We start from the raw sequence: 26,038 nt of genomic DNA on the forward strand, positions 1-26,038 counted from the left end.
CCCTCATGCTGAAAAAGCTGCCACTGCGCTGGTGGATCATCGGGCTCGTCACTTTGGGGACGATCCTGAACTACCTCGCGCGTTCAACGCTGTCGGTGGCCGCGCCGACGCTGAAGGCCGAATTTGCGATGACGACCGAGCAATACAGCTGGGTCGTACTCGCCTTTCAGGCGACCTATACCGTGATGCAGACAGTGGCCGGATCGGTGCTCGATACGCTTGGAACGCGGCTCGGGTTCTTCCTGTTCGCGCTGGGCTGGGCGTTGAGCAACATGGCGCACGCCTTTGCCACCGGCTGGATGAGCCTTGCGGCGTTTCGGGCCATGCTTGGTGCAACTGAGGCCGCCGCGATTCCCGCTGGCACAAAGACGGTAGCAACGTGGTTCCCGGCGCGCGAGCGGCCATTGGCCACCAGCCTGTTCCAGATGGGCACGAGCGTTGGCAACATGATTGCACCGCCACTCGTGGCGTTCTGCATTCTAGCGATCAACTGGCAGGCAGCCTTCATCGTCACCGGCGCACTCAGCGTGGCTTGGGCGGGCCTGTGGTGGTTCGGCTATCGCGATCCAGCCGATCATCCGCGCCTGTCGGAAAGCGAACGCGCTGTGATTCAGGCAGGTGTTGGTGACGAGCCAACCGGCAAGCCAGCGACCAAGCGCGACGTGCTGCGGAGCCGGTCATTCTGGGCCATCGCCGTGCCACGCTTTCTGGCCGAGCCGGCTTGGCAAACCTTCAACTTCTTCATCCCGCTCTATCTGGTTGCGGTGTGGCAGCTTGATCTCAAATCCATCGCGCTGTGGGCGTGGCTGCCGTTTCTGGCGGCGGACTTCGGCAGCCTTGCCGCAGGACTGCTGCCGCCATGGCTGATGGCACGCGGCAGCACGATGTTGGCATCACGCAAGATCACGATGACATTGGGCGCGCTGTGCATGGTGGGGCCTGCCTGCATCGGGCTGGCCACATCGCCTGGCATGGCCATTGCGCTGTTCTGCATCGGCGGCTTTGCGCATCAGATGCTGAATGGTGCGCTGATCACGCTATGCGCCGATGTTTTTGACAAGCGCACCGTCGGCACCGCCAGCGGCATGGCAGGAACCACCGCGTGGATCGGCGGCATGCTGTTCACCCTGCTCATCGGACAGAGCGCAGATTCATTTGGCTACAACCCGCTGTTTGTGGCGCTGGCTGCGCTCGATATTCTGGGCGCGGTGGTGCTGTGGATGCTATTGCGCGAACGCAAAGCGCCCGCGTAATTCAGAAAGTGATTGCGCGTATCAGGATCGAGCTGGAATCGCGCCGCGACGCATCACACACCAACCGGCAAGGCGATGCCCCGCCAACACAGCATCTGCAATCGATGCGCCACCGGCACGGGCAGCCAGAAAGCCCCCATTAAAGGCATCACCAGCGCCCGATGTGTCGACTGGCCTGAGCACCTCAGGTGGCGGAAGCACCATGCCATCGGGCAAGCGCGCGCCCGCAGCACCCAGTTTGACAATCACCTCTGCGCATCCAAGCCGCGCCCAATGGCGGGCCACATCGTCGGCGGTTTGCTCACCAGAAAGCGCGCTTTCGTCCTCCAGCGTGGGGAGGCCCACCGTGGCTGCCGCAATCGCAGCATCGCGCCATCGACCCGCCTCTGTCTGATCAGCCCACAGGCGCGGGCGATAGTTCCCATCGAAAACCACCATGCCCCCGCGCCGTGCCACGAGCCGGGCAAGGTCAAGCAAAGCCAAGCGTCCGGCTTCGGGCAGGATCGCCAGCGTGATCAGCGAAAAGCCCAGAATGTCGGCTGCCGCCGCACTTTGCAGCGCCGCCTCAATGCCCGCACATTCGAACACGCGCCGCGCTGCGCTCTCGCCCCGCCAATAAGTGAAGGTACGCTCGCCCACAGCGTCACAGGTAATCGCGTATAGCCCCGGATTGCGGGCAGGATCGGCCAGCACAAGGCGTGTATCAAGGCCTTCGGCCGCCCAGCGCGCTTTGAGATCGGCGCTGAATGGATCGGTGCCGAGCGCGGTAAGGTAGGCCGTGTCCACCCCCGCCCGCGCCAGATGGATCGCCGTGTTCAGCGTGTCACCGCCATAGCCAAGACGCCAGTCGGAGCCGTCCTGCGACAGCTCCAGCATAGCCTCGCCCACAAACACGGCGCGCATCGGACCTACCAGTTCCACATCGTGCCGTCTTCCAGCCTTGCAACCGGCAGATAAGCGGGTTTGTAGGGATACTTCGCCGCCAAAGTCTCGTCGATGTCGACTCCATGGCCGGGGGTTTCGCCCACGAACAGCTCGCCCTTGTCGAACCAGTAATCGTGCGGGAACACGGCGTCGGTTTCCTCGGTATGGCGCATGTATTCCTGAATGCCGAAGTTGGGCACCCAGGTATCGAAATGCAGCGCGCAGCCCATCGTCACCGGCGAAAGATCGGTTGCCCCGTGGCAACCGGTGCGGATCTGATACATCGCGGCAAGATCGGCAATGCGGCGCAAATGGGTCAGGCCACCTGCACCGACCACAGTCGCGCGGATATAGTCGATCAGCTGGTTCTGGATCAGGTCCTTGGCATCCCAGATCGTGTTGAAGATCTCACCCACCGCCAGCGGGGTGACTGTGTGCTGGCGCACCAGCTTGAACGCTTCCTGATTTTCGGCAGGCGTGCAATCCTCCAGCCAGAACAACTGATAAGGTTCGAGCATCTTGCCCAGATTCGCCGCTTCCTGTGGGGTATAACGGTGGTGGCCATCGTGCAGCAGATGGTGATCGAAACCGTATGTCTTGCGCAGTTCCTCGAACAGTTTCGGCACATAGTTCAGCGCTTTGCGCGTATCCCATCCGGTGACAGACGGCAGCGCGGCATCGGCCGGTTCATAATGAAGCGTGCCACGGCCTACGCCATAGGCATCCTTGATGCCGGGAACGCCGCTCTGCGCGCGGATTGCCTTGTAACCCATGTCGATATAGCGGCCCACGGCATCGACTGTCTGGGCAATATCCGCGCCATTGGCATGGCCATAGACCATGATCCCGTCACGGCTACGCCCGCCCAGCAACTGATACAGCGGCATTCCGGCCATCTTTGCCTTGATATCCCACAGCGCCATATCGACCGCGGCAATTGCCCGCATCGTGACCGGGCCGCGCCGCCAATAGGCTCCGCGATAAAGGTACTGCCAGATGTCCTCGATCCGCCGCGGGTCCATACCAATCAGGCACGGCACGACATGCTCTTGCAAATAGGCGACGACTGAAAGTTCACGACCGTTCAGCGTGCCATCGCCAATGCCATAGACGCCCTGATCGGTTTCAATCTTGAGCGTCACGAAATTGCGGCCCGGGCAGGTGACGATTACGCGGGCGGCGGTAATTTTCATGGGATGGGCACTCGCTTTGGATTGTTCGGATGTGGTAATACCGATTGACGGACCAATTTCGGCCTGTCAAGTTTCCTGAATTGGTATTACCAAAAGGCACCTTATGGCAATCGGCAAAACTGCTGGCAGCAAATCAAACGACCGGCTCTATCAAGATCTCGCCCGTGCCCTGCTGGAGGAACTGGCCCAAGGGCGCTATCCCGTTGGCTCGCGCCTTCCAGCAGAACGGGACCTTGCCTTGCGTTATGATGTAAGCCGCCCGACCGTGCGCGAAGCGGTGATCGCGCTGGAAGTGCAGGGCCTTGTCGAAGTGCGCATTGGTTCAGGCGCCTATGTCAAACGCCTGCCTGGCGATGAAGACAGCCCCGGATTTAACGTGACCGCCTTCGAATTGACCGAGGCACGGCTCCTGTTCGAAGGCGAGGCTGCGGCGCTGGCCGCCACGCAGATGACCGAGGCCGACCTTGCCGAAATCGCCGTGCTGGTTGATCGCATTGCCGAAGAAAATCAGGACCCCAACGGCACCGAGCAGGCCGATCGCGAATTCCACCTCGCCATTGCCCGCGCAACGCGCAACGTGGCGATCTACAACGCCATCGAACACCTGTGGGATCTGCGCGCCACCTCGCCCGAGGCGGTGCTCCTGCACGAAAAGGCCCGCCACGCAAACATCAAGCCAGTGGTTGAAGAGCACTCCGCCGTGCTCGATGCCTTGCGCGCGCGCGATCCTAATGCCGCCCGTGCAGCCATGCGCGCGCACCTGTCAGCCGTGCTTGATGGCCTGCTCTTCGCTACCGAAGAACGGGCGCTGGCCGAAGCGCGCAAGGCCACGCAGGCCAAGCGTGAACGCTATGCGCGCGCCACAGCCTGATCAGACATGCCCTGATACCAAACGACTCTTGAAAGACTGATGATGCCCCGCAAAATGGATCTCCACCCCGACCGCTTGCTGCCGGTCGAACCTTCGGTGCGCGCGTTGGCGCGGGAGCTTTATGGGCAGGTTAAGGACCTGCCGATCATCAGCCCGCATGGCCACACCGATCCGCGCTGGTTTGCGGGCAACGAGACGTTCGGCAATGCCACCGATCTGCTGCTGGTGCCCGATCACTACGTGTTCCGCATGCTCTATTCGCAAGGGGTGGCGCTCGAAGATCTGGGCGTGCGCAACAAGGCGGTCGATCCGCGCGCGGCTTGGCGGCTCTTTGCCGAACGCTACGGCCTGTTCCGCGGCACGCCTTCGCGGATGTGGCTGGACTGGGTCTTTGCCGAAGCCTTCGGCATCGACGTTCAACTCTCGGCCGAGACGTCCGACCTCTATTTCGATACGATCACGCAGGCGCTCACCACCGATGCCTTCCGCCCGCGCGCCTTGTTTGAACGCTTCAACATCGAAGTCATCGCAACGACGGAAAGCCCGCTCGACACGCTGGAGCATCACGCTGCCATTGCCGCCGAGAATGCGCGCGAGGGGGGCTGGCAGGGCCGAGTCATCACCGCCTATCGTCCTGATCCGGTCATCGACCCTGAATTTGAAGGCTTCCGCGCCAATCTCGACACATTCTCTGCGCTGACCGGTGAGGATTGCCTGACCTGGACCGGCTATCTGGCCGCACACCGCACCCGCCGCGCCTTCTTCAAGAGCATGGGTGCCACCAGCACCGATCACGGCCACCCCACGGCGGCCACCGCCAACCTCTCTGCCTCCGAGGCCGAAGCGCTGTTCAACCGCGTGGTATCGGGCAAGTTCCATGAATCCGACGCGGAGTTGTTTCGCTCGCAAATGCTCACCGAAATGGCGGGTATGAGCATCGACGATGGCCTCGTCATGCAGATCCACCCCGGCAGTTTCCGCAACCACAACGCCAAGGTGTTCGAACGCTTCGGGCGCGACAAGGGCGCCGATATCCCCACACGCACCGATTTCGTGCATGCACTGAAGCCGCTGCTCGACAAGTTCGGCAACGAACGCGACCTTTCAATCATCCTCTTCACGCTGGATGAAAGCGCCTATGCCCGCGAACTCGCGCCGCTGGCCGGGCACTACCCCTGCCTCAAACTCGGCCCCGCATGGTGGTTCCACGATAGCCCTGAGGGTATGCGCCGCTTCCGCCACATGACCACCGAGACGGCGGGCTTCTGCAACACCGTAGGCTTTAACGACGATACCCGCGCGTTTCTCTCGATCCCCGCCCGCCACGATGTGGCGCGCCGGATCGACTGCGGGTTTCTGGCGCAGCTGGTGATGGAACACCGGATTGAGGATTGGGAAGCGGCTGAACTGGCGCAGGACCTGTCGTACAACCTTGCCAAGAAGGCCTACAAACTGTGAGGCTTTCGGCACAAACGCTGGCGCGCCTGCCTGCCGCAGTCGCGCGTCCGCTCTATGATCGCGATGCCCAAGCCGTCGGCATCATCCACTTCGGCATCGGCGCGTTCCACCGCGCGCATCAGGCTTGGTACACCGATGCGGCAATGAATACAGGTGAGGCCGATTGGGCCATCACCGGCGTCTCGCTCCGCTCCCCCGGCGTCGCCCGGCAGATGAATCCGCAAGACGGGCTCTATTGCGTGGCCGAACAATCCGGCGATGGCAGCGCGCTGCGCGTGGTCGGCGCGGTGCGCAATGTGCTTGTCGCCAGCGAAGAGCCCGACGCCGTCATCGCCGCCGTCGCCGCGCCATTCACCCGCATCGTCAGCCTGACCGTCACCGAGAAAGGCTATTGCCGCGCCGCCAATGGCGATCTCGATTTTGCGCAGGCCCACTCGCTCAGCTTCTACTACTTCGTCACGCAAGCCCTGCTGCGCCGCCGCGCTGCCGGGCTGCCCGGCCTCACGCTGATGCCGTGCGACAATCTGGCCGACAACGGCGCAAAGCTGCACGCGCTGATGCTGCAATACCTCGCTCGCCACGAACCGGATCTCGTCTCATGGTTCGAGGCAAACTGCACCTGCCCCTCCACCATGATCGACCGTATCGTGCCCGCCACCACCGACGACGACCGCGCGATGGTCGCCAAGGCGCTGGATGGCTTGCAGGATGAGGCTTGCGTCGTCACCGAACCGTTCAGCCAATGGGTGATCGAAGACCACTTCGCCGGCCCCCGCCCGCGCTGGGAAGCGGTCGGCGCGCAACTGGTGCAAGACGTGGCCGCCTATGAAACCGCCAAGCTGCGCATGCTCAACGGTGCGCACTCGCTGCTGGCGTACTGCGGCCTCGCGGCGGGCCATACCTTCGTCCACGAAGCCGTGGCCGACCCCGCCCTGCGCGCCCTTGCCACCGGCCTGATGACCGACGAAGCCGCCCGCACCATCACCCCCGCACCGGGCCAGGACCTTGCCGCCTATGCACAGGCGCTGATCGCCCGCTTCGCCAACCCGGCACTCAACCACCGCCTGATCCAGATCGCCATGGACGGCAGCCAGAAGCTGCCCCAACGCTGGCTCGAAACCCTTGCGCACAACGCCGCCAAAGGCCGCCCCTGCCCCGCCATCCTCACCGGCATCGCCGCATGGCTGCACCACCTGTCCGGCGCGAATGGTGTGGTTGACGATCCCTTGTCCGACCAACTCACCACACTTGTCGCCCGCAACCCTGATCCGCACGAAGCCGCGTGCGCGCTGTTCACTGGCACCGGTCCGCTGGCTGGTGTGTGGGAGCCTTCGGACGCCGATCTGGACGCCGTGGCGGTTGCTTACAGAAAAGTAGTAGATGCGAGGGGTTAGACCCCTCGCGCTCCCGGGTGTTTGGATGAGGCCGGTTACACCGTTCTGGAATCAACCCTGATTGCGGGAACAGTGCCCAGTCGCAACAAAACCCCGTGCCCGCCTACCAACCCCGCAACACCGAACGCGCCCGCACCCTGCGGCGTGAAGCCACGCCCACCGAACGCCTGCTGTGGCGAAACATCACCGGTAAAGCCGTCGGCGCAAAGTTCAGCCGCCAGATGCCCATCGGCCCCTACTTCGCCGATTTCCTGTGCCGCGCCTTATCGATCGTCATCGAACTCGACGGCCACAGCCACGACTTGCGCCCCGAATTCGACGCCAACCGCGATCGCTTCATGGCCGAGGCGGGGTATCAGGTCCTGCGCTTCACCAACGCCGATGTGCGGGAAAACTGCGAAGGCGTGGTGGCAGCGATTGCCCATGCGGTAGAGGCGCGCAAACTTCGGCTACCGCCGAATGCCCATCCCTAACCCTTCCCGCACGCGGGAAGGGGACTTTGTGGTGTGTTATCCGCTGTCGCTTTCTTATCCCCTTCCCGCGTGCGGGAAGGGCTAGGGATGGGCCCTTCTTCTTCCTTCCCTTCAACCCAGTCCGACTCCCGTCTGCTGGGGGAGTTCGAGGTCGGCACGCACCGGCAGACAATTGCTTCTGCCTGCAAGTGAATAAATGCCAGACTCCCCTCGGAAATCCTAATTCAAATTAAACTTATGCTGAGTGCTCGCATGGATCGCTGTAGCTATTTGAGCTTTGGTTGGGATTGGTTCAGCTAACGTCGTTAGCCGCGAAATTAGCGCTCTGCGATCATCAGCGCTGGCCCAATTGATCAACTCCGCACCCTGATGCTGCGCAGCCATCAACGATGGTTGCGCCTGACTCTCGACCGAAGCCGACGCCTCGTAAACCAATCTTGCCTTCGTGCTACTTTCCCCGAAGGTCATTCGAGCCTGTTCTAGCACCAATGCCGATACAGCAATGTCGGCAACCACTTTTCGTAACGACACGTCATCAGAGCTTGCATCTACCGTTTCAAAAACGTGCATTGCTCCGTTCTGCAAGACAAAGTCCGCTGCAAGCCCTTCTGCAATTTGGACGTTCGGCACCACTCTGTGTGCGGAAAGGTCCTCTCCTTTCCGTGCAAGGATGCGCTCCCCGCGCAACACAGCCTTGAAGGAGGTGGTGAGGCGACTGCGCTTTGATACAAATTTCGGAGCAGCAACTTCTGGCTCGATCAATAGCTTCTGCAGCCGAGCAAGACATGTTTCGTATGCTTCAGAATTATGCGCTTCAAAGGTCCCTGGCTGAGAAATCGCGAAATGAGTCACCATCTCCATGAACTGAATACGGTCCTTAGCCTCAATCCCGACATCAGAACGCGCATCATGATCAAGCTGTCCGAGCGCCAAAAGGTCTTCACGCATCGCTTCAAGGTCAAACGCTGCGGACAGCGCGCGCAGCTTATCTAGCCGCTTCGGAATACGCACATCCGCGAAGTCAGTTCCAAAAACGATGAGACCAGCATTAAGTTTCTCGTCACGGTGGCGGTCCGTGACGCTGAGGATAGCGAAGTCATATTTACCAGTCATGCTCAATCAGAGCCTTGACGCTAGCGATTCGTGCCTGCCGTCGTCCATCTGACCATGCCCTAATGAACTCATTACGCTGCACCTCACTCAACCAATCCTCAGGCATCGCGTCAAGAATGCCTGTGATCGTTGAAGTTGCCATCAAACCAAGCCAGTCCAGCAACTCGTTGGCACTCTCCGGATAGCTGCCGTGTTTGCTACGGATAAAGCTGCCTACACGGTTCGTGTTGTCCGTGGCAATTGGGAACTTCGTATCAGGTCTGTATACGTATCGCGCAGACGCAAAATCGATAGCCCGGATGCGCCGATTGGATCGTTCAAGTACGAAGTTTCTGAGGTTCCGGTCGGGATTATCGAGAAACATATCATACGCCCAGAGCCTTGAGAGATACTGACCCAACCAAGGCGCGGGTCGTCCAACTTCGTCTAGTGATGGCGTTCGCAGAAACCTTTCACACTGGCGTTCATCAGCCAGCGAATTTGGTTGGAGAGAGCCAAAAAACGTGTTGCCGTCTGTCCCTTCTAGTACTGCTGCTTCTGCGACCGACAAACCTAGAGCTTCGGCAATCTTTGTGGCGATCCACTCTGTCGCGCGAATGGGCCGACCATCCTTATCGTCTTTCGCATAGTAGAAACGACCTTGATCCGAGATGCATCGAAACGCCAAGTCCGCGCCAATTGGAGATTCGGGGAGGATTGTGCTTATCCGAACTGGAAAAAGCTGCGATTGAGAGTGGCGGGTTTCATCATTCCGCAGCGATCTGTCTGCGGAGTTCACGTTACTCCTCCAATCTGCGAATGAAGAACCCACCTAAACCATCACTCCGCCGCGATCCCCGACGCGCCAAACATATCCACCTCAACCTCCATCGGGACTTCCGCATTCGCTGCCGACTTCGCGCTGCGGCGCTTGTCGAAGCTGGTCCATACGGTGTTCCAGTCGCCGCGGGTGGCGGCCTTGGAATATTCCGTCGCGCGGGTTTCGAAGAAGTTGGCGTGTTCCACGCCGTTCAGCAGCGGGGCGAGCCAGGGGAGGGGGTGATCTTCGATCATGTAGATCGGCTGGAAGCCCAGCTGGTTCAGGCGCCAGTCGGCGATGTAGCGGATGTAACGCTTGATGTCCTTGGCGCTCATGCCCGGGACCGGACCCTGTTCGAACGCCAGATCGATAAAGGCATCTTCCAGCCGCACGGTCTTCTGGCAGCAATCGATGATGTCTTCCTTCACCGCCTTGGTCAGGCAGCCGCGTTCGGCCACGAAGGCGTGGAACAGCTTGGTGATGCCTTCGCAGTGCAGCGATTCATCGCGGACCGACCAGCTGACGATCTGGCCCATGCCCTTCATCTTGTTGAAGCGCGGGAAGTTCATCAGCATGGCAAAGCTGGCAAACAGCTGCAGCCCTTCGGTAAAGCCGCCGAACATGGCGAGCGTGCGGGCGATATCTTCGTCCGAATCCACGCCGAAAGTTTGCAGGTAATCGTGCTTGGCCTTCAGTTCCTCATATTCGAGGAACATGCCATATTCGCTCTCGGGCATGCCAATCGTGTCGAGCAGGTGGCTGTAGGCGGCGATGTGCACGGTTTCCATGTTGGAAAACGCGGTCAGCATCATCTTGACCTCGGTCGGCTTAAACACGCGGCCGTACTGTTCGTGGTAGCAGTTCTGCACTTCCACATCGGCCTGCGTGAAGAAGCGGAAGATCTGCGTCAGCAGGTTGCGCTCATGCTCGGAAATCTTCTGCGCCCAATCGCGGCAATCTTCGCCCAGCGGCACCTCTTCGGGCAGCCAGTGCACCTGCTGCTGACGCTTCCAGAATTCATAGGCCCAGGGATATTCGAAGGGCTTGTAGGTGTTGCGGGCTTCAAGAAGGGGCATGGGCGATATCCTGTACTGATTCTTCTAATGTAGGGTCTGGCGGCACACGGCGAAAGGCGGCGGGGGGCCTTGGCCGGGGATAGTGTTGGGGTTTTTCACCAAAGGGAATCGTGTGCTTTGGGGCAGTCCATTTCGGACTGGCGCGGTGCGCGCGCGGACTGGCCTGCTGGCGTGAACTGAAGCGGAACAGGCAGGGGCCGAAGCGGTTGATCGGTCAACAGTGCGGCGAGCAAAACCTCTTGTCGCCAAAGGAGAAATATCATGGCCGAAAACAACCGCGATTGGTCCACCGAGATCCGCGAACACATGGAAGTGATCGGCGCGGACGGCACCCATGTCGGCACGGTCGACCACATGGACGGCGACCGCATCAAGCTCACCAAGAAGGACAATGATGCAGGTCACGAAGGCGGAACCCATTCGGGCCACCATCATTACCTGTCCAGCGGGCTGATTGCCGAAGTGGAGGGCGACAAGGTGCGCCTGTCCGCCAACGGCGATGTCGCTTGGGGCATGCTCGAAGAAAAATAGGCCCTGCAAAGTGGCGCGGCGTTCCTGCGGCTCCATGCGGGGCTGCAGGAACGTCCCGCCCCCTTCGGGACCAGGCCGCGTCACGCGGCCGGAAAGCGCCTCGCTGAAAAGCGGGGCGTTTTTCTGTTTTTGGCGGGTGCGCCCCTGACATCCGTCAGGGGCTTGCGGCTCCGACCTACTCCCCCGGCCCGACCACCCAGAGGATACCCTGAAGGTAGTCGGGCCGGGGAAGCGAGCCGGAGCCGCGCAAACCGTTACTTCCAGAACATGCGCGGCTTCAGGCTGCGGTCCTTGCGATTCTTCCACATCGTGAAATACATCCACAGGCCCGAAATGCTGAAGAACAGCAGCGCCAGCCCGGTCATCAGCGAAATTGCCGTGCCCACGGGTCCAAATTCCTCGCCCGAATGCAGGTGATGGAACCAGCCGACCAACGATTTCACGCCCCCCGGAGGTGCCTTGGGCCGGCACATCATCGTTTCCGGGCAGACAAAGCCCTGCGGCACAGGTGGTGGCCCTGCCGTTTCGCCCGCAGGCCAAAGCGCGGTCACATGGCTGGCGACGCCCGTAAAGGCCATCCACAGCATGAACACGCCGAAAAACACCGTGATCCAGCGGTGCCACTTGCGCATAGTCAATTCCTTCCGTTCCCGGCGAACAAATCGCCCCCATAAGCGTCACAGCCGGGATCGGGCCGGACACGCGCAAATGGCCGAACGGGGTGGCTTGGCGCAAGCCGCGAAATGTCGCGGCGTGTAACGGCAACAACGGTCGCGCCAGCCGCGAGGACGCCCTAAGACATGCAGGGACTGCCGGGACCGTCATGACAGGGGCAAGGCTTGCTGACCTGCCATCACTGGCAGGCCAGGCATTCCTCGTAATCGGTCGCCGCGGTGGCAAGTTCGATCTTGGGCGCAGCCGAGGTGTTGTCCGCCTCAACCCCGCCGGCAAACCCTGCGCGCTGGACCGACTTCGAACGCAGGTAATAGAGCGACTTGATGCCCTTTTCCCACGCTTGGAAGTGCAGCATCATCAGGTCCCACTTGTCCACGTCAGCCGGGATATAGAGGTTCAGCGACTGCGCCTGATCGATATAGGGCGTGCGGTCTGCCGCGAATTCGAGCAGCCAGCGCTGGTCAATCTCGAAGCTGGTCTTGTAGATCGCCTTCTCGTCCGGGCTGAGGAAATCGAGGTGCTGGATCGATCCGCCGTGTTCAAGGATCGAGTTCCACACGTTGGTGGAATCCTTGCTCTTTTCGGCCAGCAGCTTTTGCAGGTAGGGGTTCTTCACCACGAACGAGCCCGACAGCGTCTTGTGCGTGTAGATATTCGCCGGGATCGGCTCGATACAGGCCGAAGTGCCACCGCAGATGATGCTAATCGATGCGGTTGGCGCAATCGCCATCTTGCACGAAAAGCGCTGCATCACGCCCATGTCCGCCGCATCGGGGCACGGCCCGCGTTCCTGCGCCAGCATCAGCGAGGCCTCATCGGCCTTGGCCGCGACATGGCGGAACATCTTGAGGTTCCACGCCTTGGCCATCGCCGATTCAAACGCGATGCCCTTCATCTGCAGGAACGAATGGAAGCCCATCACGCCCATGCCGACCGAACGCTCGCGCATGGCCGAATACTTGGCCCGCGCCATTTCAGCAGGCGCGCGGTCGATATAGTCCTGCAGCACATTGTCGAGGAAGCGCAGCACGTCTTCGATGAACACCTTGTCGGCGTTCCATTCGTCCCACGTTTCAAGGTTCAGCGAGGACAGGCAGCACACCGCCGTGCGATCGTTGCCCAGATGGTCGCGGCCGGTGGGCAGCGTGATTTCCGAACACAGGTTCGATGTCGAGACCTTCAGCCCCAGATCGCGATGATGCTTGGGCATCATGCGGTTCACTGTGTCGTTGAACACGATGTACGGCTCGCCCGTGGCAAGGCGGGTTTCGACCAGCTTCTGGAACAGCGCGCGCGCATCCACCGTGTTGCGGATCGACCCGTCCTTGGGAGACCGCAGGTGGAATTCAGCGCCATCACGCACCGCTTCCATGAATTCATCGGTCAGCAGCACGCCGTGATGCAGGTTGAGCGCCTTGCGGTTGAAATCGCCGCTGGGCTTGCGGATTTCGAGGAATTCTTCGATCTCCGGGTGTGACACATCAAGATAGCACGCGGCCGACCCACGACGCAGCGAACCTTGGCTGATCGCCAGCGTCAGCGAATCCATCACGCGCACGAAAGGAATGATGCCGCTGGTCTTGCCGTTCAGGCCCACGCTCTCCCCAATGCCGCGCACCTGGCCCCAATAGGTGCCGATGCCGCCGCCGCGCGAGGCGAGCCAGACGTTCTCGTTCCAGGTGGCAACGATGCCTTCAAGGCTGTCATCCACCGAGTTCAGATAGCACGAGATCGGCAGGCCCCGCCCGGTGCCACCGTTTGACAGCACGGGCGTTGCGGGCATGAACCACAGCTTCGAGATGTAGTCATAGAGCCGCTGCGCGTGCGCCTGATCATCGGCATAGGCATCGGCCACGCGCGCGAACAGGTCCTGATACTTCTCGCCCGGCAACAGATAGCGGTCGTCCAGCGTATCCTTGCCGAAATCAGTAAGGAGCGCATCGCGGCTGTGATCGGTCACAATGGTGAAGCGGCGCGGATTGACCGTCTTGGAATCGCTGACCGGGGCCGCAGCAACAGCCGCAGCAGCCATGCCAGCCACGAGCGCATCACTGCCTGCATCCTTGGCGTTCATATCTACAGCTTTCGCTTCACCGGCAAAAGCCGGGGCGCTTGCCAGCGCCAATTCATCCTGCGCAACCACGGAGCCGTCTCCAGTCCTGAAATCCACGTTGTAACCCCCGTCCGCACACCGGATGAAACCATCCGGGCGATCAATCGACAATCGAATCGGGCGGCCGCACCGATCCTACACCGGACAGAACGAAAGTGGAACATTGATGTCCCGCACGCGCGCTGTCTCTAAACAAAGTTCGCAGCCGGAATTGTCTCGTGCTGAGGCAAAGTTCTGCCATTGCGCGAAAAACACGCCCAAGCGCTCTAAACAAGGTCTAGAGGTGCCCCGGATGTCCAACCACAACCTATAGTGCCCTAACGCCTGCCAGACACAAGAGGGTAATGTTCCTCAGGCAGACTCGATTCGTCGCACGCTCGATTCGTTTCGTCGTGCGCAAACTTATGCTGCAGTGCAGCGACGCGCCGGATTACCGACACTGCAAGACACAAAATGAACCTATCCGAGTTTATTTGGTCCAGATCACCAAATTGTGGACAAGAACCGGTCAATCGGCACCATGTTATGTGTCCACAGAAACGGAGCCAACCATGCTGAATATCCTGTCGATCGTTTTCACCGGCCTTGTGGTCGGCGTGCTGGCGCGGTTCCTCTATCCCGGCGCGGTCGAGATGGGGCTGGTCAAAACGATTCTGCTGGGCGTGGGCGGCGCACTGGTGGCGGGCCTGTTTGCCAGCTGGCGATCAAGCAGCACCTTCGGCGAAGGCGTTAACCGCGCCGGGTGCCTGGCCTCGGTGATCGGCGCGATGGTGCTGATCTTTATCGGGCGGAGTCTTTAAAGGCTTAGCGGGGCAAGGGTTCACGCAGAGACGCAGAGAGGAAAAGGGAGGCGCGAAGATGTTCCCGCTTGCGGCAAAGCCGCTCTCCCAATCTTGACGTTACGTTTTCCGCTATCGTAGCACTCGGAGATGGCCTTGCGGCCAAGCGCAGCCTCTCTGCGTCTCCCCTTCTTCTCCGCGTCTCTGCGTGAACCAGCCCAGATCAGGCCCGCGGCGCGATCCGCCGGTAGCTGAGCGCCTCAGCCACATGGATACGCCCGACCGTTTCCGCGCCTGCTAAGTCCGCGATCGTGCGCGCCACGCGCAACATGCGGGTATAGCCGCGAGCGGACAGGCGCATCGCCTCGGCAGCTTGGGCCAGCAGCTTGCGCCCCGGCTCATCCGGCGTGGCGTGGGTGTCTAGCATATCCCCGTTCAGCTCCGCATTGCTCCGCATGCCCGTCCCTTCCAGCCGGGCCACTTGAACGCTGCGCGCGCGCGCAACACGCGCGGCCACCTGATCCGATCCCTCTGCCGGTGGCGGCAGCGCCAAGTCGGCGGCAGAGACCGGATCGACCTCGACATGCAGATCGATCCGGTCCAGCAACGGCCCTGAGACCTTGGACTGGTAATCCCCCGCACAGCGCGGCGCACGGCTGCACCCCAGCGCCGGATCGCCCAGATGCCCGCAGCGGCACGGGTTCATCGCCGCAATCAGCTGCACCCGCGCCGGGAAGGTTACGTGCGCATTGGCGCGCGCCACCGTTACCTCACCCGTCTCCAGCGGCTGACGCAGCGAATCGAGCACCGCGCGCTGGAACTCCGGCAACTCATCGAGGAACAGCACGCCCAGATGAGCCAGGCTCACCTCACCGGGCCGCACTTTCAGGCCTCCACCAGTCAGCGCGGCCATCGAGGCGGAATGATGCGGCGCACGGAATGGGCGGGCGCGGCTGATCCGCCCATCCTCGAGCGTGCCCGCCACCGATGCCACCATCGAAACTTCCAGCGCCTCAGCCGGGGTTAGTTCTGGCAGGATACCCGGCAGGCATGATGCCATCAGCGATTTGCCCGCGCCCGGCGGCCCGATCATCAGCAGGTTGTGCCCGCCTGCCGCCGCAATCTCCAGCGCGCGCTTGGCGGTTTCCTGCCCTTTTACCTGCTTGAGGTCTGCCATGCGCCGCGCAGGCTCTGCAATGCCTTGCGCAGGCTGAGGCAACCGGTGCGTGCCTTTCAGGTGGTTGAGCAGCCCGATCAGGTCGGGCGCGGCGATCACGTCGATCCCGCTCGCCCAGCGCGCTTCAGGTCCTTGCGCAGCGGGGCAGATCAGCCCCTTGTCCTGTCCGCTGGCGTGGATGGCGGCCAGCAGCACGCCGGGCGATGGCAACACACGCCCATCCAGCGCCAGTTCGCCCACCGCCACGTAATCGGCAATCTGTTCCAGATCGACCACCCCCATCGCCGCCAGCAGCGCCAGCGCAATCGGCAGATCGTAATGCGATCCTTCCTTGGGCAGATCAGCCGGCGACAGGTTCACCGTGATCCGCTTGGGCGGCAGAGCAAGCCCTAATGCTGACAACGCCGATTGCACCCGCTCCCGGCTTTCACCCACTGCCTTGTCAGGCAGACCAACCAGCTTGAACGCGGGCATCCCGGGCGAGACCTGGCACTGCACCTCCACCCCGCGCGCCTCCAGCCCCAGATAGGCAACCGTGGAAACCAGCGCGACCATTCATCCTCCTGCGTGATGGGGGACAATGCGGGGCGAAATGGACGGGGGGAAGGGAAAGTGTCAGAATTGCGCCATTCCCGAGGCATTTGAATGGTTCACGCAGAGGCGCAGAGAAGAAAGGGAGACGCGGGGATGTCGCGCTTGCGGCAAAGCCGCTCTCCCATTGCCACGGTGCGTTTGCCGCAAGGCTTGCAGGAAGGTTACGGCCTTGCGGCCATGCGCCGCACCTCTGCGTCTCCCTTTCTTCTCTGCGTCTCTGCGTGAACCCTTTTTCCCAACCGACCAACAAAACACAGTGAACGCGATTTAACCCAGTTCCTTGGCACTTCGGCAATCCGCTCTGGCCGAAAGCAGAAGCCATGCTTTGCCGCCTCTCCCTGTCCGCCCTGTGCGTCCTGCTCGCCTGCCAACCGGTCAGCGCGGCTGAGGTCACAACACGCACATGGGTAGAAAACGGGGTCACGTGGACCGAGACGACCAGCGTCGAAGTTTTCGAACCCGGCTCCGAACGCTTTGTCGCTTCCACCCGCGCCAATGTGAAGGGCATCGCCAGCTTCGGCCCATTCGAAGTGCTTGATGGCACCCGCGCCGCACTGGTGGCCGAGACCGACAGCTATTCCCCCGCAGACTTTCAAAAGATGCTACGCGCCCACCCCGGCATCCGCGTGCTGGAAATGCCCGATTGCCCAGGCACCGTGGATGATTTCGCAAACCTTCGCCTTGGCCGCATGATCCGGGCTAAGGGCATCGCCACCCACGTGCCCGCCCACGGCTCGGTGCGATCAGGCGCGGTTGAGCTGTTCCTTGCCGGTGCCAGCCGCAGCGCCGCGCCAGATGCTGCGTTCGTGGTACATGCGTGGCTTGACGAGGACGGACGCCAACCGGCCGATTTTGAAGCAAATGACCCGGTCAATCGCGCCTATGTGAACTACTACCGCGAAATGGGCCTGCCCGCCGACAAGGCAGCGGCTTTCTATGCGCTGACCAATTCCGTGCCGCATGAGGACGTGCTGATGCTCGGCAGGGGCGATCTGGCAAGGTTTGCGGCGCTGAACTGAACCCCCCACCCGTTCGTGTCGAGCCCCTCGACACGAGCGAAGGTTTAGTCAGCAGCCCCTAATGCGCTGCCCCCCACGACAGCCCCGTGCCAATCTCAACCCCAAGCGGCACCGAAAGCGTTACCGAAGGCTCCGCCGCGCTCGCCATCACCCGTTCGATCACCGGCTTGGCCGCATCCACGTCCCCTGCAGGCAGTTCGAACACCAGTTCGTCATGCACCTGCAACAGCATCCGCACATTGGGCAGGCCAGCCTCGGCCAAAGCAGGCATCATCCGCGCCATCGCCCGCTTGATGATGTCGGCGCTGGTGCCCTGAATCGGCGCGTTGATCGCCGCGCGCTCGCTCCCCTGCCGCTCGGCCTGGTTCTTCGATCCGATGCGCGGGAACCATGTCTTGCGGCCAAAAAGCGTCTCGGAATAGCCCCGCTCGCGCACGCTCTCCAGCGTCTCGTGGATGTAGCGCTGAATGCCGGGAAAGCGCTCAAAGTAACGGTCGATCATCGCCTGCGCCTCGTCCGCGCTCACGCCCAGCCGCCCGCCAAGGCCCCAGCGGCTGATGCCATAGAGAATCGCGAAGTTGATCGTCTTGGCCCGCCCGCGCGTATCGCGGTCAACGTGCCCGAACATCTCCCGCGCGGTGCGCGAGTGGATGTCCTCACCGGCCTCAAACGCTTCCTTCAACGCCGGAACATCGGCCATGTGCGCGGCCAGCCGCAGCTCGATCTGGCTATAGTCCGCCGCCAGCAGCACGTTGCCCGGCTCGGCCACAAAAGCCTCGCGGATCTGGCGACCAATCTCGGTGCGGATCGGGATGTTCTGCAGGTTGGGATCGTTGGATGACAGACGCCCGGTCTGCGCCCCCACCAGCGAGTAGCTGGTATGCACCCGCCCGGTATCGGGATTGATCGCAGCCTGCAGCGCATCAGTATAGGTGGATTTGAGCTTCGACAGCTGCCGCCATTCCAGCACCAGCGTAGCGACTTCAGCGCCCTGAGCCGCAAGGCCTTCCAACACCGACTGGTCGGTGGAATACTGCCCGGTCTTGCCCTTCTTCCCGCCCTTGTAGCCCAGCTTGTCGAACAGCACTTCACCCAGTTGTTTGGGGCTGCCGATGGTAAAGGCCATGCCCGCCGCTTCGTGGATCACGCCTTCCAGCCGCGCGATCTGCGTTGCGAATTCGGCTGAAAGGCCCGCCAGACGCTCCCGGTCCACCTTTATGCCGCCTCGCTCCATCATGGCGACAACCGGCACCAGCGGACGGTCCACGCGGCTGTAGATGCGCATGCCGCTTTCATCCACCAGCCGGGGCTGGAACAGGCGGTGCAGCCGCCACGTCACGTCGGCATCCTCGGCGGCATAGCGCGTGGCATCGGCCAGCGGCACTTCGGCAAAGGAGATCGCCTTTTTGCCCGTGCCGCATACATCCTTGAACGCCATCGTGGTGTGGCCAAGGTGGCGCTCGGACAGCTCGTCCATGCCATGCCCGCCCACGCCCACTTCGCTGCGCCCGGCGTCAAGGCAGAAGCTCATCACCATCGTATCGTCAATCGGGCCAACCATCACGCCATAGCGCGCCAGCACGTTGATATCATACTTGATGTTCTGCCCCACCTTCAGCACCGCATCGCTTTCCAGCAGCGGCTTCAATGCGGCAATCGCCTGCGCCCGATCCACCTGATCGGGCTTTTCGGCAAACATATCCGCCCCGCCATGCCCCAGCGGGATGTAGCAAGCATCGTTAGGGCCAAGCGCTAGGCTAACCCCCACCAGATCGGCGCGCATCGCATCCAGCGCGCTGGTTTCAGTGTCCACCGCCACAACCCGCGCGGCAAAGGCACGCGCGATCCACTGCTCCAGCGCCTCCATCGTCTGCACGCAAGCATAAGCCTCCCGGTCCACCGCAGGCCATGATGGCAAAGGCCGCGTCTCACCCGCAAGCGTGGCAGGCGCGGCGGCATTGTCCGCCTTGGCCGGGTTCAGCTGCGTGTTCGGCCCCGGGCTGCCCTTGCCATCGTCCAGCCGCCGCAGCAGGCTGGTAAAGCCATGCACTTCCAGAAACGCTGCCAAAGGCTCGCGCGGGATCACCTCCAGCTCGAAGTCCTCGATCGGCACCGGCAGCGGACAGTCTTCTTTCAACTGCACCAGCACGCGCGAAAGCCGCGCCATGTCGGCCTGCTCGATCAGGCTCTCGCGCAGCTTGCCCGCCTTCATCGATGGCGCTGCAGCCAGAACCGATTCGAGATTACCGTGTTCCTGAATCAGCTTGGTCGCCGTCTTGGGCCCGATGCCGCGAATGCCGGGGACGTTGTCGACCGAATCACCCATCAGCGCCAGCACGTCCCCCACCTGTTCAGGCGTCACGCCAAACTTTTCGACCACTTCGGGAATGCCGATGCGCAGGTTTTTCATCGTATCGAGCATGTCGATACAGCCGCCCCCGGTCGCGCACTGGCCTACCAGCTGCATCAGATCCTTGTCGGACGAAACGATCGTCACGTCCCAGCCGCGCAGCGTGGCGGCGCGGGCGTAGGACGCGATGATGTCATCGGCCTCAACCGCCTCTTCCTCGATGCAGGCAAGGCTGAAAGCCCGCGTGGCGTCACGGATCAGCGGGAATTGTGGCACAAGGTCTTCGGGCGCGGGCGGGCGGTTGGCCTTGTACTGATCGTATAGGTCATTGCGGAACGATGTGCCCGCCTTGTCGAGAATCACCGCAAGGTGGGTTGGCCCATCGGCCTTGTGCAGGTCCTCGGCCAGCTTCCACAGCATTGTGGTATAGCCGTAAACCGCGCCCACCGGGGTTCCCGCGGGGTTCGTCAACGGTGGCAGACGGTGATAGGCGCGGAAAATATAGGCCGACCCATCGACCAGATAGAGATGCTGTTTTTCGTTCATACGGGGGTGTTAGCAGGGCATTTGGCCCGCGTCATCGGGCGTAATCCGCCGAAATCGGGTTTCCATCGCAACTTTGTTGCAACATTTTACACGCCCAAAACCCCGGAAATCAGGCGAAAAAAAGGCAACTCCGCCCACCTGGAGGGTGCGAAGCGACAGAATGCATACGTCTTGTGCTTGCAAGGCGATGAATTGCCGATTAATTGGGTCGCGAAGTCTACCGGCTGAGTAGGCTTTGCGGCGGGCTGCTTGCCCGGCGCTGTTCACTTCAATCCAGGGATTGTAACGCATGCGCAAGCTCATTCTCGCCGCTGTCGCCGGCACCGCCTTCGCTCTCGCTGGCTGCTCGGAAAAGCCGGCTGAAGAAGCGACCGAAGCTGCTGTTGAAGCAACCGAAGCCGCTATGGACGCTTCGGCTGCCGCTGTTGACGCTTCGGGCGCTGCTTCGGAAGCAGCTGCTGAAGCTTCTGAAGCTTCGATGTAATCTTTGCCGTAAAGGCAGATTGCAAGAGTTAAAGGGGGCGTGGTCTTCGGACCGCGCCCCTTTCTCTTTGCGCCAAGTGCTCTTGGACAAAGAGTGTTTCTCGCAGAAGTAGAGAGCGCGGATAAATAGCGCTGGCGGCAAATGCCGCCTTTTTTATTGGTCGTTTGGCTTGGGCGTAACGTGGTTATACTAGAGGGCCTGACGGCCTAACGCCACTTCTTTGCACTCTCTGCTTCCTCTGCGTCTCGGCGCGAAATGAGGGCTAAAAGCGCTGCCGCCAGCATATTGGGCCCCCGGTTTCAACGGCGGCGAACGAGGTCCTGCGTGCCGGAACCCAGCGGAGTGGCATAGCCATCATAGATCGTGCGCATCATCCGTGCGATCAGCTTGGCATGGGCAGCGTGGCCTTCTGGCCCGGTAACAAAGAACGCCACGGCCAGATGCCGCCCATCGGGCAGGCGGACGATGCCGACATCGTCAGTCACGCCTGAAAGCGTACCCGTCTTGTGCGCCACCAGAGTGCCTTCGGGCAGGCCTGCACGGATGCGAGTCTTGCCGGTGCTGGTGCGGGTCATTGTATCGAGCAGCACGGCGCGGCTTTCCGGGCTGAGCACACCGCCACGGTCAATCGCGGCCAACAGCGCGATCATCGAACGTGGCGTGCTGGACGTGCGCGTATCGATCACGCGCGCCGGATCAACCTTGCCGTCATCACGCACCAGCGTGGCCATCGTATGGTCCAGCCGCTGTCCGGTAATGCCGTTGCGCGTCAGCCAGCGGTTGACGTTCTCATATCCACCAACCACCTTGATCAGCCCGTCGGTCGCCTCATTGCTGCTGCGGGTGATCATCAATTCCATCAGGCTTTGCGCGGTCATCACGCTGCCAGCGCGCAGTGGAGCTTCCGGGCTGGCCGGGCCTTTCTCAGCCACGCGCAGCATCATCGGGAACTGTTGATCGAGCGAGTAATTGCCCTTTTCAACTTGCTCCAGAAACGTCGCGGCAACCGCAATCTTGGCCGTGCTGGCCATCGGGAACGGCATGTCTCCATTCACGAAAATCTGCCCGCCGCCATCAAGGTCCATCGCGGCCACGCCAATGCGTCCACGCCCTTCGGCGGCGATGGCGGCAACTTGCTGCTGAATGATCTGATCACGCTGATCCAGCAGCGAAATCGCATCACGGCTTTGCACCTGTGGGACCGTGACGACAAGCGCGGGTACTGCGGTGATCAGTGCAGCAATGATTCGTGCGGTGCGAAACTTCATGCTCTCGCCTACCCCGATCCCGGTTTATGTCTCTTTAACGAAACTAACCGTTTGTCATTGCGCGGCAAAGTGCCTTTTCGAACATCTCGGCGCAAGGCCAGCGCAGCCTGGCTGATCTGCGGGAACAAAATCGGGTTTCCATCAAGCGGGTGGTCGTGGCAGCCATCACTCGAACAGCCGGTCAAACCACGTCTGTTTCCCTGAAACCGGTGCAACTACCGGTGGCGCGACCGTCCTTTCCTCGAACAGCCCTTCCACCAGCGCCCGCACTTCCACTCGCCGTCCCCGCACTGGCTGGTAGGATGGCTTGGCCACTCCATAGACCAGCGCCGTCCCGCTCTCGCTCCATTTGCCGTCAAAGAACAGCGCCTGCTCCTTGCGCCGCCGGGCCAGCAGTTCCTTGGGCCGCGCCCAATCGAGCATCCGGCGGCGCGCGCCATCCACATCGCCGCGCACATACCGGCCCAGCCAGCTCGCTCGCGCAATTGCGCCGGTGTTCCAGTGGAACGAAAGCGCCGCGCCCAGTTCTGCCTCGCTCGGATCATGCTTCCCAAATGCTGCCAGCACCGGCGGCAGATACTTCTCACGCAGCAGCCAAAGGTACACGCCGATGCAATGCTCCAGCGGCTGCGGCTTGTCCTTGTAGCGCGGGAAGACTTTGTGCCCGCTGGCATCAGTAATCCCGACGCTCCAGGTCCACACGCCAACGCTGTCCTTGTAGGCCTCGGTCACGATCCCTTCGTGGGCAATCAGTTCAAGAGCGATGCGGGGGGTGAGTTCGCGCATGAGAGGTCCGACTCCGTTGCAAAAACCAGAGTCGTGCGCGCTAAGTCCGATTGTAGGAAACCACAGATGAAACCCATCAACCTCCGTTCGTGTCGAGCGAAGTCGAGACACCGTGCGCCGTGTCTCGACTTCGCTCGACACGAACGGATAACACTGAAACACAAAAAGGCCCGCTTCGGGTCACGAAGCGGGCCGTTTGGTAGCGTTCAGGTGCAGTTAGGTGCATCTAGGTGCACTTCAGGATTTCAGGCCAAAGCAGCCTTCAGATCGTCGACCAGATCGGTGCGCTCCCATGGGAAGAAGTCGCCTTCGGGCTTGCGGCCGAAGTGGCCATAGGCCGCGCTCGGCTGATAGATCGGCTTGTTGAGGCCCAGATGCGTGCGGATCGCGCGCGGGGTCAGGCCGCCCAGCTTGGCAATGCCCTTGATCGCCGCTTCGATCTTGTCATCGCCCACCGTTCCGGTGTCATGCGTGTCGACATAGAGCGAGAGCGGCTCGGACACGCCGATGGCGTAGGCAATCTGGATCGTGCAGCGCGTGGCAAGGCCAGCAGCCACAACGTTTTTGGCCAGATAGCGCGTGATGTAGGCAGCCGAGCGGTCAACCTTCGTCGGGTCCTTACCCGAAAACGCGCCACCGCCGTGCGGGGAAGCGCCACCGTAAGTGTCCACGATGATCTTGCGACCGGTGAGGCCAGCATCACCATCGGGGCCGCCGATTTCGAACGAGCCGGTCGGGTTGATGTAATACGTGGTCTCGCGCAGCAGCACCGGCGGGATCACATCGGCAATTACGCGCTTCACATAAGCGTGCAGTTCGGCTTCCTTTTCGCCCTCGTCATAACCCGGCGCGTGCTGGGTGGAGACGACGACAGCAGTGGCGGCAACCGGGAGCGAACCTTCGTAGCGGAGCGTGACTTGGCTCTTGGCGTCAGGCTCAAGAAACGGGGCCGCGCCCGAGTGGCGGTCAGCCGCCATGCGTTCCAGGATCTTGTGGCTGTAATACAGCGTGGCGGGCATCAGATCGGGCGTTTCGTCGGTGGCGTAGCCGAACATGATGCCCTGATCGCCTGCGCCTTCGTCCTTGTTGTCCGCCGCATCCACGCCCTGCGCGATGTGGTCCGACTGGCCGTGCAGACGGTTGATGAATTCGAACTTTTCCCAGTGGAAGCCGTTCTGCTCATAGCCGATGCGCTTGACCGTTGCGCGCACGGTCTTTTCGATCTCGTCCTGCGCGCCCGGTGCCCACTCGCCGTTTTCATAGACGCCCTTGCAGCGGATTTCGCCAGCCAGCACGACCAACTGCGTGGTGGTGAGCGTTTCGCAGGCGATGCGCGCTTCGGGGTCCTTTGACAGGAACAGGTCGACGATGGCGTCGCTGATCTGGTCGGAAACCTTGTCAGGATGGCCTTCGGAAACGGATTCGGAGGTGAACAGGTAATCGCTGCGCATTGGCGGTCCTATGCTGATGGCCGTGCCCGAAACGGGCCGAGGCGATATAAAGAAACCTTTATGTCCGCTCCCGCTTAGCGTTTCCGCGTTGCGCTTGCAACCAGTGCCACGAAAAGAAGCGCTATCGCCCAGCCAAGCGCCAGCATGTTGCCAAACAGGGCAAAAGGCGTGGGCGCATGGGCAGGCGGCACTTTGCCATCAAGACGGCCTGCGCGCAGTTGCGGCACGAACTGGCGCACCACGCCATCGGCATCAATCACCGCGCTGATCCCGGTGGTGGTGGAGCGCAGCACCGGCAGCCCTTCCTCGATTGCGCGCATCCGCGCCTGGGCCAGATGCTGCGGCGGGCCCCACGATCCGAACCAGCCATCGTTGGACGGATTGAACAGATAGTCCGGGCGGTCCGCGCGATCGACCACTTGGCCAGAGAAGATGATCTCGTAACAGATCTGCATACCAGCTTTCCCATGCGCTCCCAGATCCAGCGTGCGCGGGCCGGGGCCGGAGAGGAAATCGAGACTGCCCGCCACCAAGCGCGACAGGCCAATGGGTTCGAGAATCTCCCGCATCGGCAGGTATTCGCCATAAGGCACGAGATGCGCCTTGGCATAAGAGCCGCGAATCGCCCCGCTTTCATCCACGGCGCTGACCACGTTCCACGCGCCCGTAACTTTGGGGCCTTTCATCGCCAGATCGGTGGTGCCAGTCAGCAGCATCCCGCCCTTGCCCGCCACGCGGCCCAGCCGTTCGCGCGCCAGCAGCGGATCACCTGCATAGGTCGTCTCATCATACCAGAACTGCGCATAACCCGGCCGCAGGAAATCGGGCACGCCGCTTTCCGGCCATAACAGAAGCCGCGTCTCACCGGGCCTGCGCGCAAGCGAAAGAGCGGCGGTCTTGAGAAACTGGTTCTCGTAATTGGCCGGATCATTGAGCAGGTCTTGCCGCACATCGGGCTGGACCAGCGTGTAGACAAGCCTGCCTTCGCGCCGCTCTCCGTGAAGCGGCAGCACCATCAGCAGCGCCGGGGTCAGTGCATAGGCTACCGCCGCCCATTTGCGCCCCTGCCGCCAAGATCGTAGCGCAAACAGCCACCACCCGCCCAGCACCACGACAAGGCCCGAGAGCGCATAAGTGCCCGTCCATTGCGCCGCCAGTGCAAGGCCCGGGCGGTCAAACCCGCCCAGCGTGACCATGGCCAGCGGGTTCCACGCAAAGCCGGTAAACAGCCACGCGCGCAGCCATTCAGCAAAAATCCATGAGGCGGCAAAGGCAGGCAGCAGCACCGCGCGCCGTGTATTGGCCAGCCACCAGCCGAGCAAAGTGGCGATAACCGGATAGACGGCAAGATAAAGCGCCAGCAGGAACACCCCGACCCAACCCAGCCACGCGGGCATTTCGGCCTGATAGGTGAACGCCTTGGCGATCCAGCCAAGGCCAACAGTGAAGTGCCCCAAGCCGAACAACCAGCCCGCCAGCGCAGCCTGCCGCCAGGCCTTCACCACATAGAGCCGGTGGATTAACCACGCCATCGCCGCCAACGTCAGCGGCCAGAGGCCCAGCGGCTGGAACCCGCAGGCGGCAAGACCACCGGCAGCAATCGTCAGCAGATCGTCGCGTGTCAGCAGGCGGAGGGAGATCGGGCGGGCGGGGAAGCGGAGGCGGATCATGCCCGCCTGCTATGGGGTGCGCCGGGGCCGACCGCAAGCGG

At 61.9% G+C, this 26,038-nt stretch carries 21 protein-coding genes and 1 pseudogene; 9 read left to right on the forward strand and 13 right to left on the reverse strand.

Annotation, left to right across the window (positions count from 1 at the left end):
* The first annotated feature begins 5 nt into the window (after positions 1–5).
* On the forward strand, positions 6–1,253 hold the full coding sequence (locus tag AC2A1F_RS08150; RefSeq protein WP_484208282.1) for an MFS transporter: 1,248 nt from the start codon (positions 6–8) through the stop codon (positions 1,251–1,253).
* 21 nt (positions 1,254–1,274) lie between these two features.
* Here the strand turns inward: AC2A1F_RS08150 and AC2A1F_RS08155 are convergent, their stop codons facing one another.
* Positions 1,275–2,129 carry a sugar kinase gene (locus AC2A1F_RS08155; protein WP_484208997.1) on the reverse strand — a complete coding sequence of 285 codons (855 nt, stop codon included), beginning with the start codon at positions 2,127–2,129 and terminating at the stop codon, positions 1,275–1,277.
* Between the two features lie 32 nt (positions 2,130–2,161).
* Positions 2,162–3,409 carry a D-mannonate dehydratase ManD gene (gene manD / locus AC2A1F_RS08160; protein ID WP_484208998.1) on the reverse strand — a complete coding sequence of 416 codons (1,248 nt, stop codon included), beginning with the start codon at positions 3,407–3,409 and terminating at the stop codon, positions 2,162–2,164.
* Positions 3,410–3,473: 64 nt separating this feature from the next.
* Here manD and AC2A1F_RS08165 point away from each other — a divergent pair, with 64 nt between their 5' ends.
* From AC2A1F_RS08165 to AC2A1F_RS08180, 4 genes are all read left to right on the forward strand, one after another.
* Positions 3,474–4,241 carry a FadR/GntR family transcriptional regulator gene (locus AC2A1F_RS08165; RefSeq protein ID WP_484208283.1) on the forward strand — a complete coding sequence of 256 codons (768 nt, stop codon included), beginning with the start codon at positions 3,474–3,476 and terminating at the stop codon, positions 4,239–4,241.
* A 42-nt stretch (positions 4,242–4,283) separates the two neighbouring features.
* Positions 4,284–5,699, forward strand: coding sequence for a glucuronate isomerase (gene uxaC, locus AC2A1F_RS08170; protein WP_484208999.1), 1,416 nt, complete (start codon positions 4,284–4,286; stop codon positions 5,697–5,699).
* On the forward strand, positions 5,696–7,093 hold the full coding sequence (locus AC2A1F_RS08175; RefSeq protein ID WP_484208284.1) for a mannitol dehydrogenase family protein: 1,398 nt from the start codon (positions 5,696–5,698) through the stop codon (positions 7,091–7,093). The genes uxaC and AC2A1F_RS08175 overlap by 4 nt, the downstream gene beginning before the upstream one ends.
* Positions 7,094–7,188: 95 nt before the next feature.
* Complete coding sequence (locus AC2A1F_RS08180; RefSeq protein ID WP_484208285.1) at positions 7,189–7,566, forward strand: endonuclease domain-containing protein; 378 nt, start codon at positions 7,189–7,191, stop codon at positions 7,564–7,566.
* 219 nt (positions 7,567–7,785) lie between these two features.
* Here AC2A1F_RS08180 and AC2A1F_RS08185 read toward each other — a convergent pair whose 3' ends face one another.
* Genes AC2A1F_RS08185 through AC2A1F_RS08195 form a run of 3 tightly spaced genes read right to left on the reverse strand, consistent with a single transcriptional unit; the run spans position 7,786 to position 10,554 of the window.
* Entirely contained in the window at positions 7,786–8,679 is an 894-nt protein-coding gene (locus tag AC2A1F_RS08185) for a DUF3037 domain-containing protein (RefSeq protein ID WP_484208286.1), read from the reverse strand.
* Positions 8,669–9,457, reverse strand: coding sequence for a HipA family kinase (locus tag AC2A1F_RS08190; protein WP_484208287.1), 789 nt, complete (start codon positions 9,455–9,457; stop codon positions 8,669–8,671). The genes AC2A1F_RS08185 and AC2A1F_RS08190 overlap by 11 nt, the downstream gene beginning before the upstream one ends.
* A 41-nt stretch (positions 9,458–9,498) precedes the next feature.
* Positions 9,499–10,554, reverse strand: a complete 1,056-nt coding sequence (locus tag AC2A1F_RS08195) for a ribonucleotide-diphosphate reductase subunit beta (RefSeq protein WP_484208288.1) — start codon at positions 10,552–10,554, stop codon at positions 9,499–9,501.
* A 261-nt stretch (positions 10,555–10,815) separates the two neighbouring features.
* On the opposite strand from AC2A1F_RS08195, the gene AC2A1F_RS08200 reads away from it, so the two are divergent.
* Positions 10,816–11,085 carry a DUF2171 domain-containing protein gene (locus tag AC2A1F_RS08200; RefSeq protein WP_484208289.1) on the forward strand — a complete coding sequence of 90 codons (270 nt, stop codon included), beginning with the start codon at positions 10,816–10,818 and terminating at the stop codon, positions 11,083–11,085.
* Positions 11,086–11,339: 254 nt separating this feature from the next.
* Here AC2A1F_RS08200 and AC2A1F_RS08205 read toward each other — a convergent pair.
* Both AC2A1F_RS08205 and AC2A1F_RS08210 read right to left on the reverse strand, forming a co-directional pair.
* A pseudogene (locus AC2A1F_RS08205) lies at positions 11,340–11,738 on the reverse strand (PepSY domain-containing protein); the annotation flags it as partial.
* Positions 11,739–11,938: 200 nt separating this feature from the next.
* Complete coding sequence (locus AC2A1F_RS08210) at positions 11,939–13,930, reverse strand: ribonucleoside-diphosphate reductase subunit alpha (protein WP_484208290.1); 1,992 nt, start codon at positions 13,928–13,930, stop codon at positions 11,939–11,941.
* A gap of 494 nt (positions 13,931–14,424) precedes the next feature.
* On the opposite strand from AC2A1F_RS08210, the gene AC2A1F_RS08215 reads away from it, so the two are divergent.
* Positions 14,425–14,673, forward strand: a complete 249-nt coding sequence (locus tag AC2A1F_RS08215; protein WP_484208291.1) for a GlsB/YeaQ/YmgE family stress response membrane protein — start codon at positions 14,425–14,427, stop codon at positions 14,671–14,673.
* A 202-nt stretch (positions 14,674–14,875) separates the two neighbouring features.
* Here AC2A1F_RS08215 and AC2A1F_RS08220 read toward each other — a convergent pair whose 3' ends face one another.
* Positions 14,876–16,384, reverse strand: coding sequence for a YifB family Mg chelatase-like AAA ATPase (locus AC2A1F_RS08220; protein WP_484208292.1), 1,509 nt, complete (start codon positions 16,382–16,384; stop codon positions 14,876–14,878).
* A 359-nt stretch (positions 16,385–16,743) separates the two neighbouring features.
* On the opposite strand from AC2A1F_RS08220, the gene AC2A1F_RS08225 reads away from it, so the two are divergent.
* The gene (locus AC2A1F_RS08225; protein ID WP_484208293.1) at positions 16,744–17,442 is read left to right on the forward strand and encodes a hypothetical protein; all 699 of its coding nucleotides are present in this window, start codon (positions 16,744–16,746) and stop codon (positions 17,440–17,442) included.
* A gap of 58 nt (positions 17,443–17,500) precedes the next feature.
* Here the strand turns inward: AC2A1F_RS08225 and polA are convergent, their stop codons facing one another.
* The gene (gene polA / locus AC2A1F_RS08230; RefSeq protein WP_484208294.1) at positions 17,501–20,338 is read right to left on the reverse strand and encodes a DNA polymerase I; all 2,838 of its coding nucleotides are present in this window, start codon (positions 20,336–20,338) and stop codon (positions 17,501–17,503) included.
* 289 nt (positions 20,339–20,627) lie between these two features.
* Here polA and AC2A1F_RS08235 point away from each other — a divergent pair, with 289 nt between their 5' ends.
* The gene (locus tag AC2A1F_RS08235) at positions 20,628–20,822 is read left to right on the forward strand and encodes a hypothetical protein (RefSeq protein WP_484208295.1); all 195 of its coding nucleotides are present in this window, start codon (positions 20,628–20,630) and stop codon (positions 20,820–20,822) included.
* Between the two features lie 299 nt (positions 20,823–21,121).
* Here AC2A1F_RS08235 and AC2A1F_RS08240 read toward each other — a convergent pair whose 3' ends face one another.
* The 4 genes from AC2A1F_RS08240 to lnt form a co-directional block, all read right to left on the reverse strand.
* Positions 21,122–22,090 (reverse strand): serine hydrolase, encoded by a 969-nt coding sequence (locus AC2A1F_RS08240; protein WP_484208296.1) that lies wholly within the window; start codon positions 22,088–22,090, stop codon positions 21,122–21,124.
* A 165-nt stretch (positions 22,091–22,255) separates the two neighbouring features.
* Positions 22,256–22,876 carry a lysozyme gene (locus tag AC2A1F_RS08245; protein ID WP_484208297.1) on the reverse strand — a complete coding sequence of 207 codons (621 nt, stop codon included), beginning with the start codon at positions 22,874–22,876 and terminating at the stop codon, positions 22,256–22,258.
* A gap of 245 nt (positions 22,877–23,121) precedes the next feature.
* Positions 23,122–24,327 carry a methionine adenosyltransferase gene (metK, locus tag AC2A1F_RS08250; RefSeq protein WP_484208298.1) on the reverse strand — a complete coding sequence of 402 codons (1,206 nt, stop codon included), beginning with the start codon at positions 24,325–24,327 and terminating at the stop codon, positions 23,122–23,124.
* Positions 24,328–24,401: 74 nt separating this feature from the next.
* The gene (lnt, locus tag AC2A1F_RS08255) at positions 24,402–25,997 is read right to left on the reverse strand and encodes an apolipoprotein N-acyltransferase (protein ID WP_484208299.1); all 1,596 of its coding nucleotides are present in this window, start codon (positions 25,995–25,997) and stop codon (positions 24,402–24,404) included.
* Positions 25,998–26,038: the final 41 nt, after the last annotated feature.

It is taken from the genome of Novosphingobium sp. HNCC26BN242 (assembly GCF_057180525.1).

What these genes read in the sequence shown, in the direction of transcription:
- AC2A1F_RS08150 (WP_484208282.1), top strand. Translation starts at nt 6, where the DNA reads ATGCTGAAAAAGCTGCCACTGCGCTGGTGGATCATCGGGCTCGTCACT.
- AC2A1F_RS08155 (WP_484208997.1), bottom strand. Translation starts at nt 2,129, where the DNA reads ATGCTGGAGCTGTCGCAGGACGGCTCCGACTGGCGTCTTGGCTATGGC.
- AC2A1F_RS08165 (WP_484208283.1), top strand. Translation starts at nt 3,474, where the DNA reads ATGGCAATCGGCAAAACTGCTGGCAGCAAATCAAACGACCGGCTCTAT.
- uxaC (WP_484208999.1), top strand. Translation starts at nt 4,284, where the DNA reads ATGCCCCGCAAAATGGATCTCCACCCCGACCGCTTGCTGCCGGTCGAA.
- AC2A1F_RS08185 (WP_484208286.1), bottom strand. Translation starts at nt 8,679, where the DNA reads ATGACTGGTAAATATGACTTCGCTATCCTCAGCGTCACGGACCGCCAC.
- AC2A1F_RS08195 (WP_484208288.1), bottom strand. Translation starts at nt 10,554, where the DNA reads ATGCCCCTTCTTGAAGCCCGCAACACCTACAAGCCCTTCGAATATCCC.
- AC2A1F_RS08200 (WP_484208289.1), top strand. Translation starts at nt 10,816, where the DNA reads ATGGCCGAAAACAACCGCGATTGGTCCACCGAGATCCGCGAACACATG.
- AC2A1F_RS08215 (WP_484208291.1), top strand. Translation starts at nt 14,425, where the DNA reads ATGCTGAATATCCTGTCGATCGTTTTCACCGGCCTTGTGGTCGGCGTG.
- AC2A1F_RS08220 (WP_484208292.1), bottom strand. Translation starts at nt 16,384, where the DNA reads ATGGTCGCGCTGGTTTCCACGGTTGCCTATCTGGGGCTGGAGGCGCGC.
- AC2A1F_RS08225 (WP_484208293.1), top strand. Translation starts at nt 16,744, where the DNA reads ATGCTTTGCCGCCTCTCCCTGTCCGCCCTGTGCGTCCTGCTCGCCTGC.
- polA (WP_484208294.1), bottom strand. Translation starts at nt 20,338, where the DNA reads ATGAACGAAAAACAGCATCTCTATCTGGTCGATGGGTCGGCCTATATT.
- AC2A1F_RS08235 (WP_484208295.1), top strand. Translation starts at nt 20,628, where the DNA reads ATGCGCAAGCTCATTCTCGCCGCTGTCGCCGGCACCGCCTTCGCTCTC.
- AC2A1F_RS08240 (WP_484208296.1), bottom strand. Translation starts at nt 22,090, where the DNA reads ATGAAGTTTCGCACCGCACGAATCATTGCTGCACTGATCACCGCAGTA.
- AC2A1F_RS08245 (WP_484208297.1), bottom strand. Translation starts at nt 22,876, where the DNA reads ATGCGCGAACTCACCCCCCGCATCGCTCTTGAACTGATTGCCCACGAA.
- metK (WP_484208298.1), bottom strand. Translation starts at nt 24,327, where the DNA reads ATGCGCAGCGATTACCTGTTCACCTCCGAATCCGTTTCCGAAGGCCAT.
- lnt (WP_484208299.1), bottom strand. Translation starts at nt 25,997, where the DNA reads ATGATCCGCCTCCGCTTCCCCGCCCGCCCGATCTCCCTCCGCCTGCTG.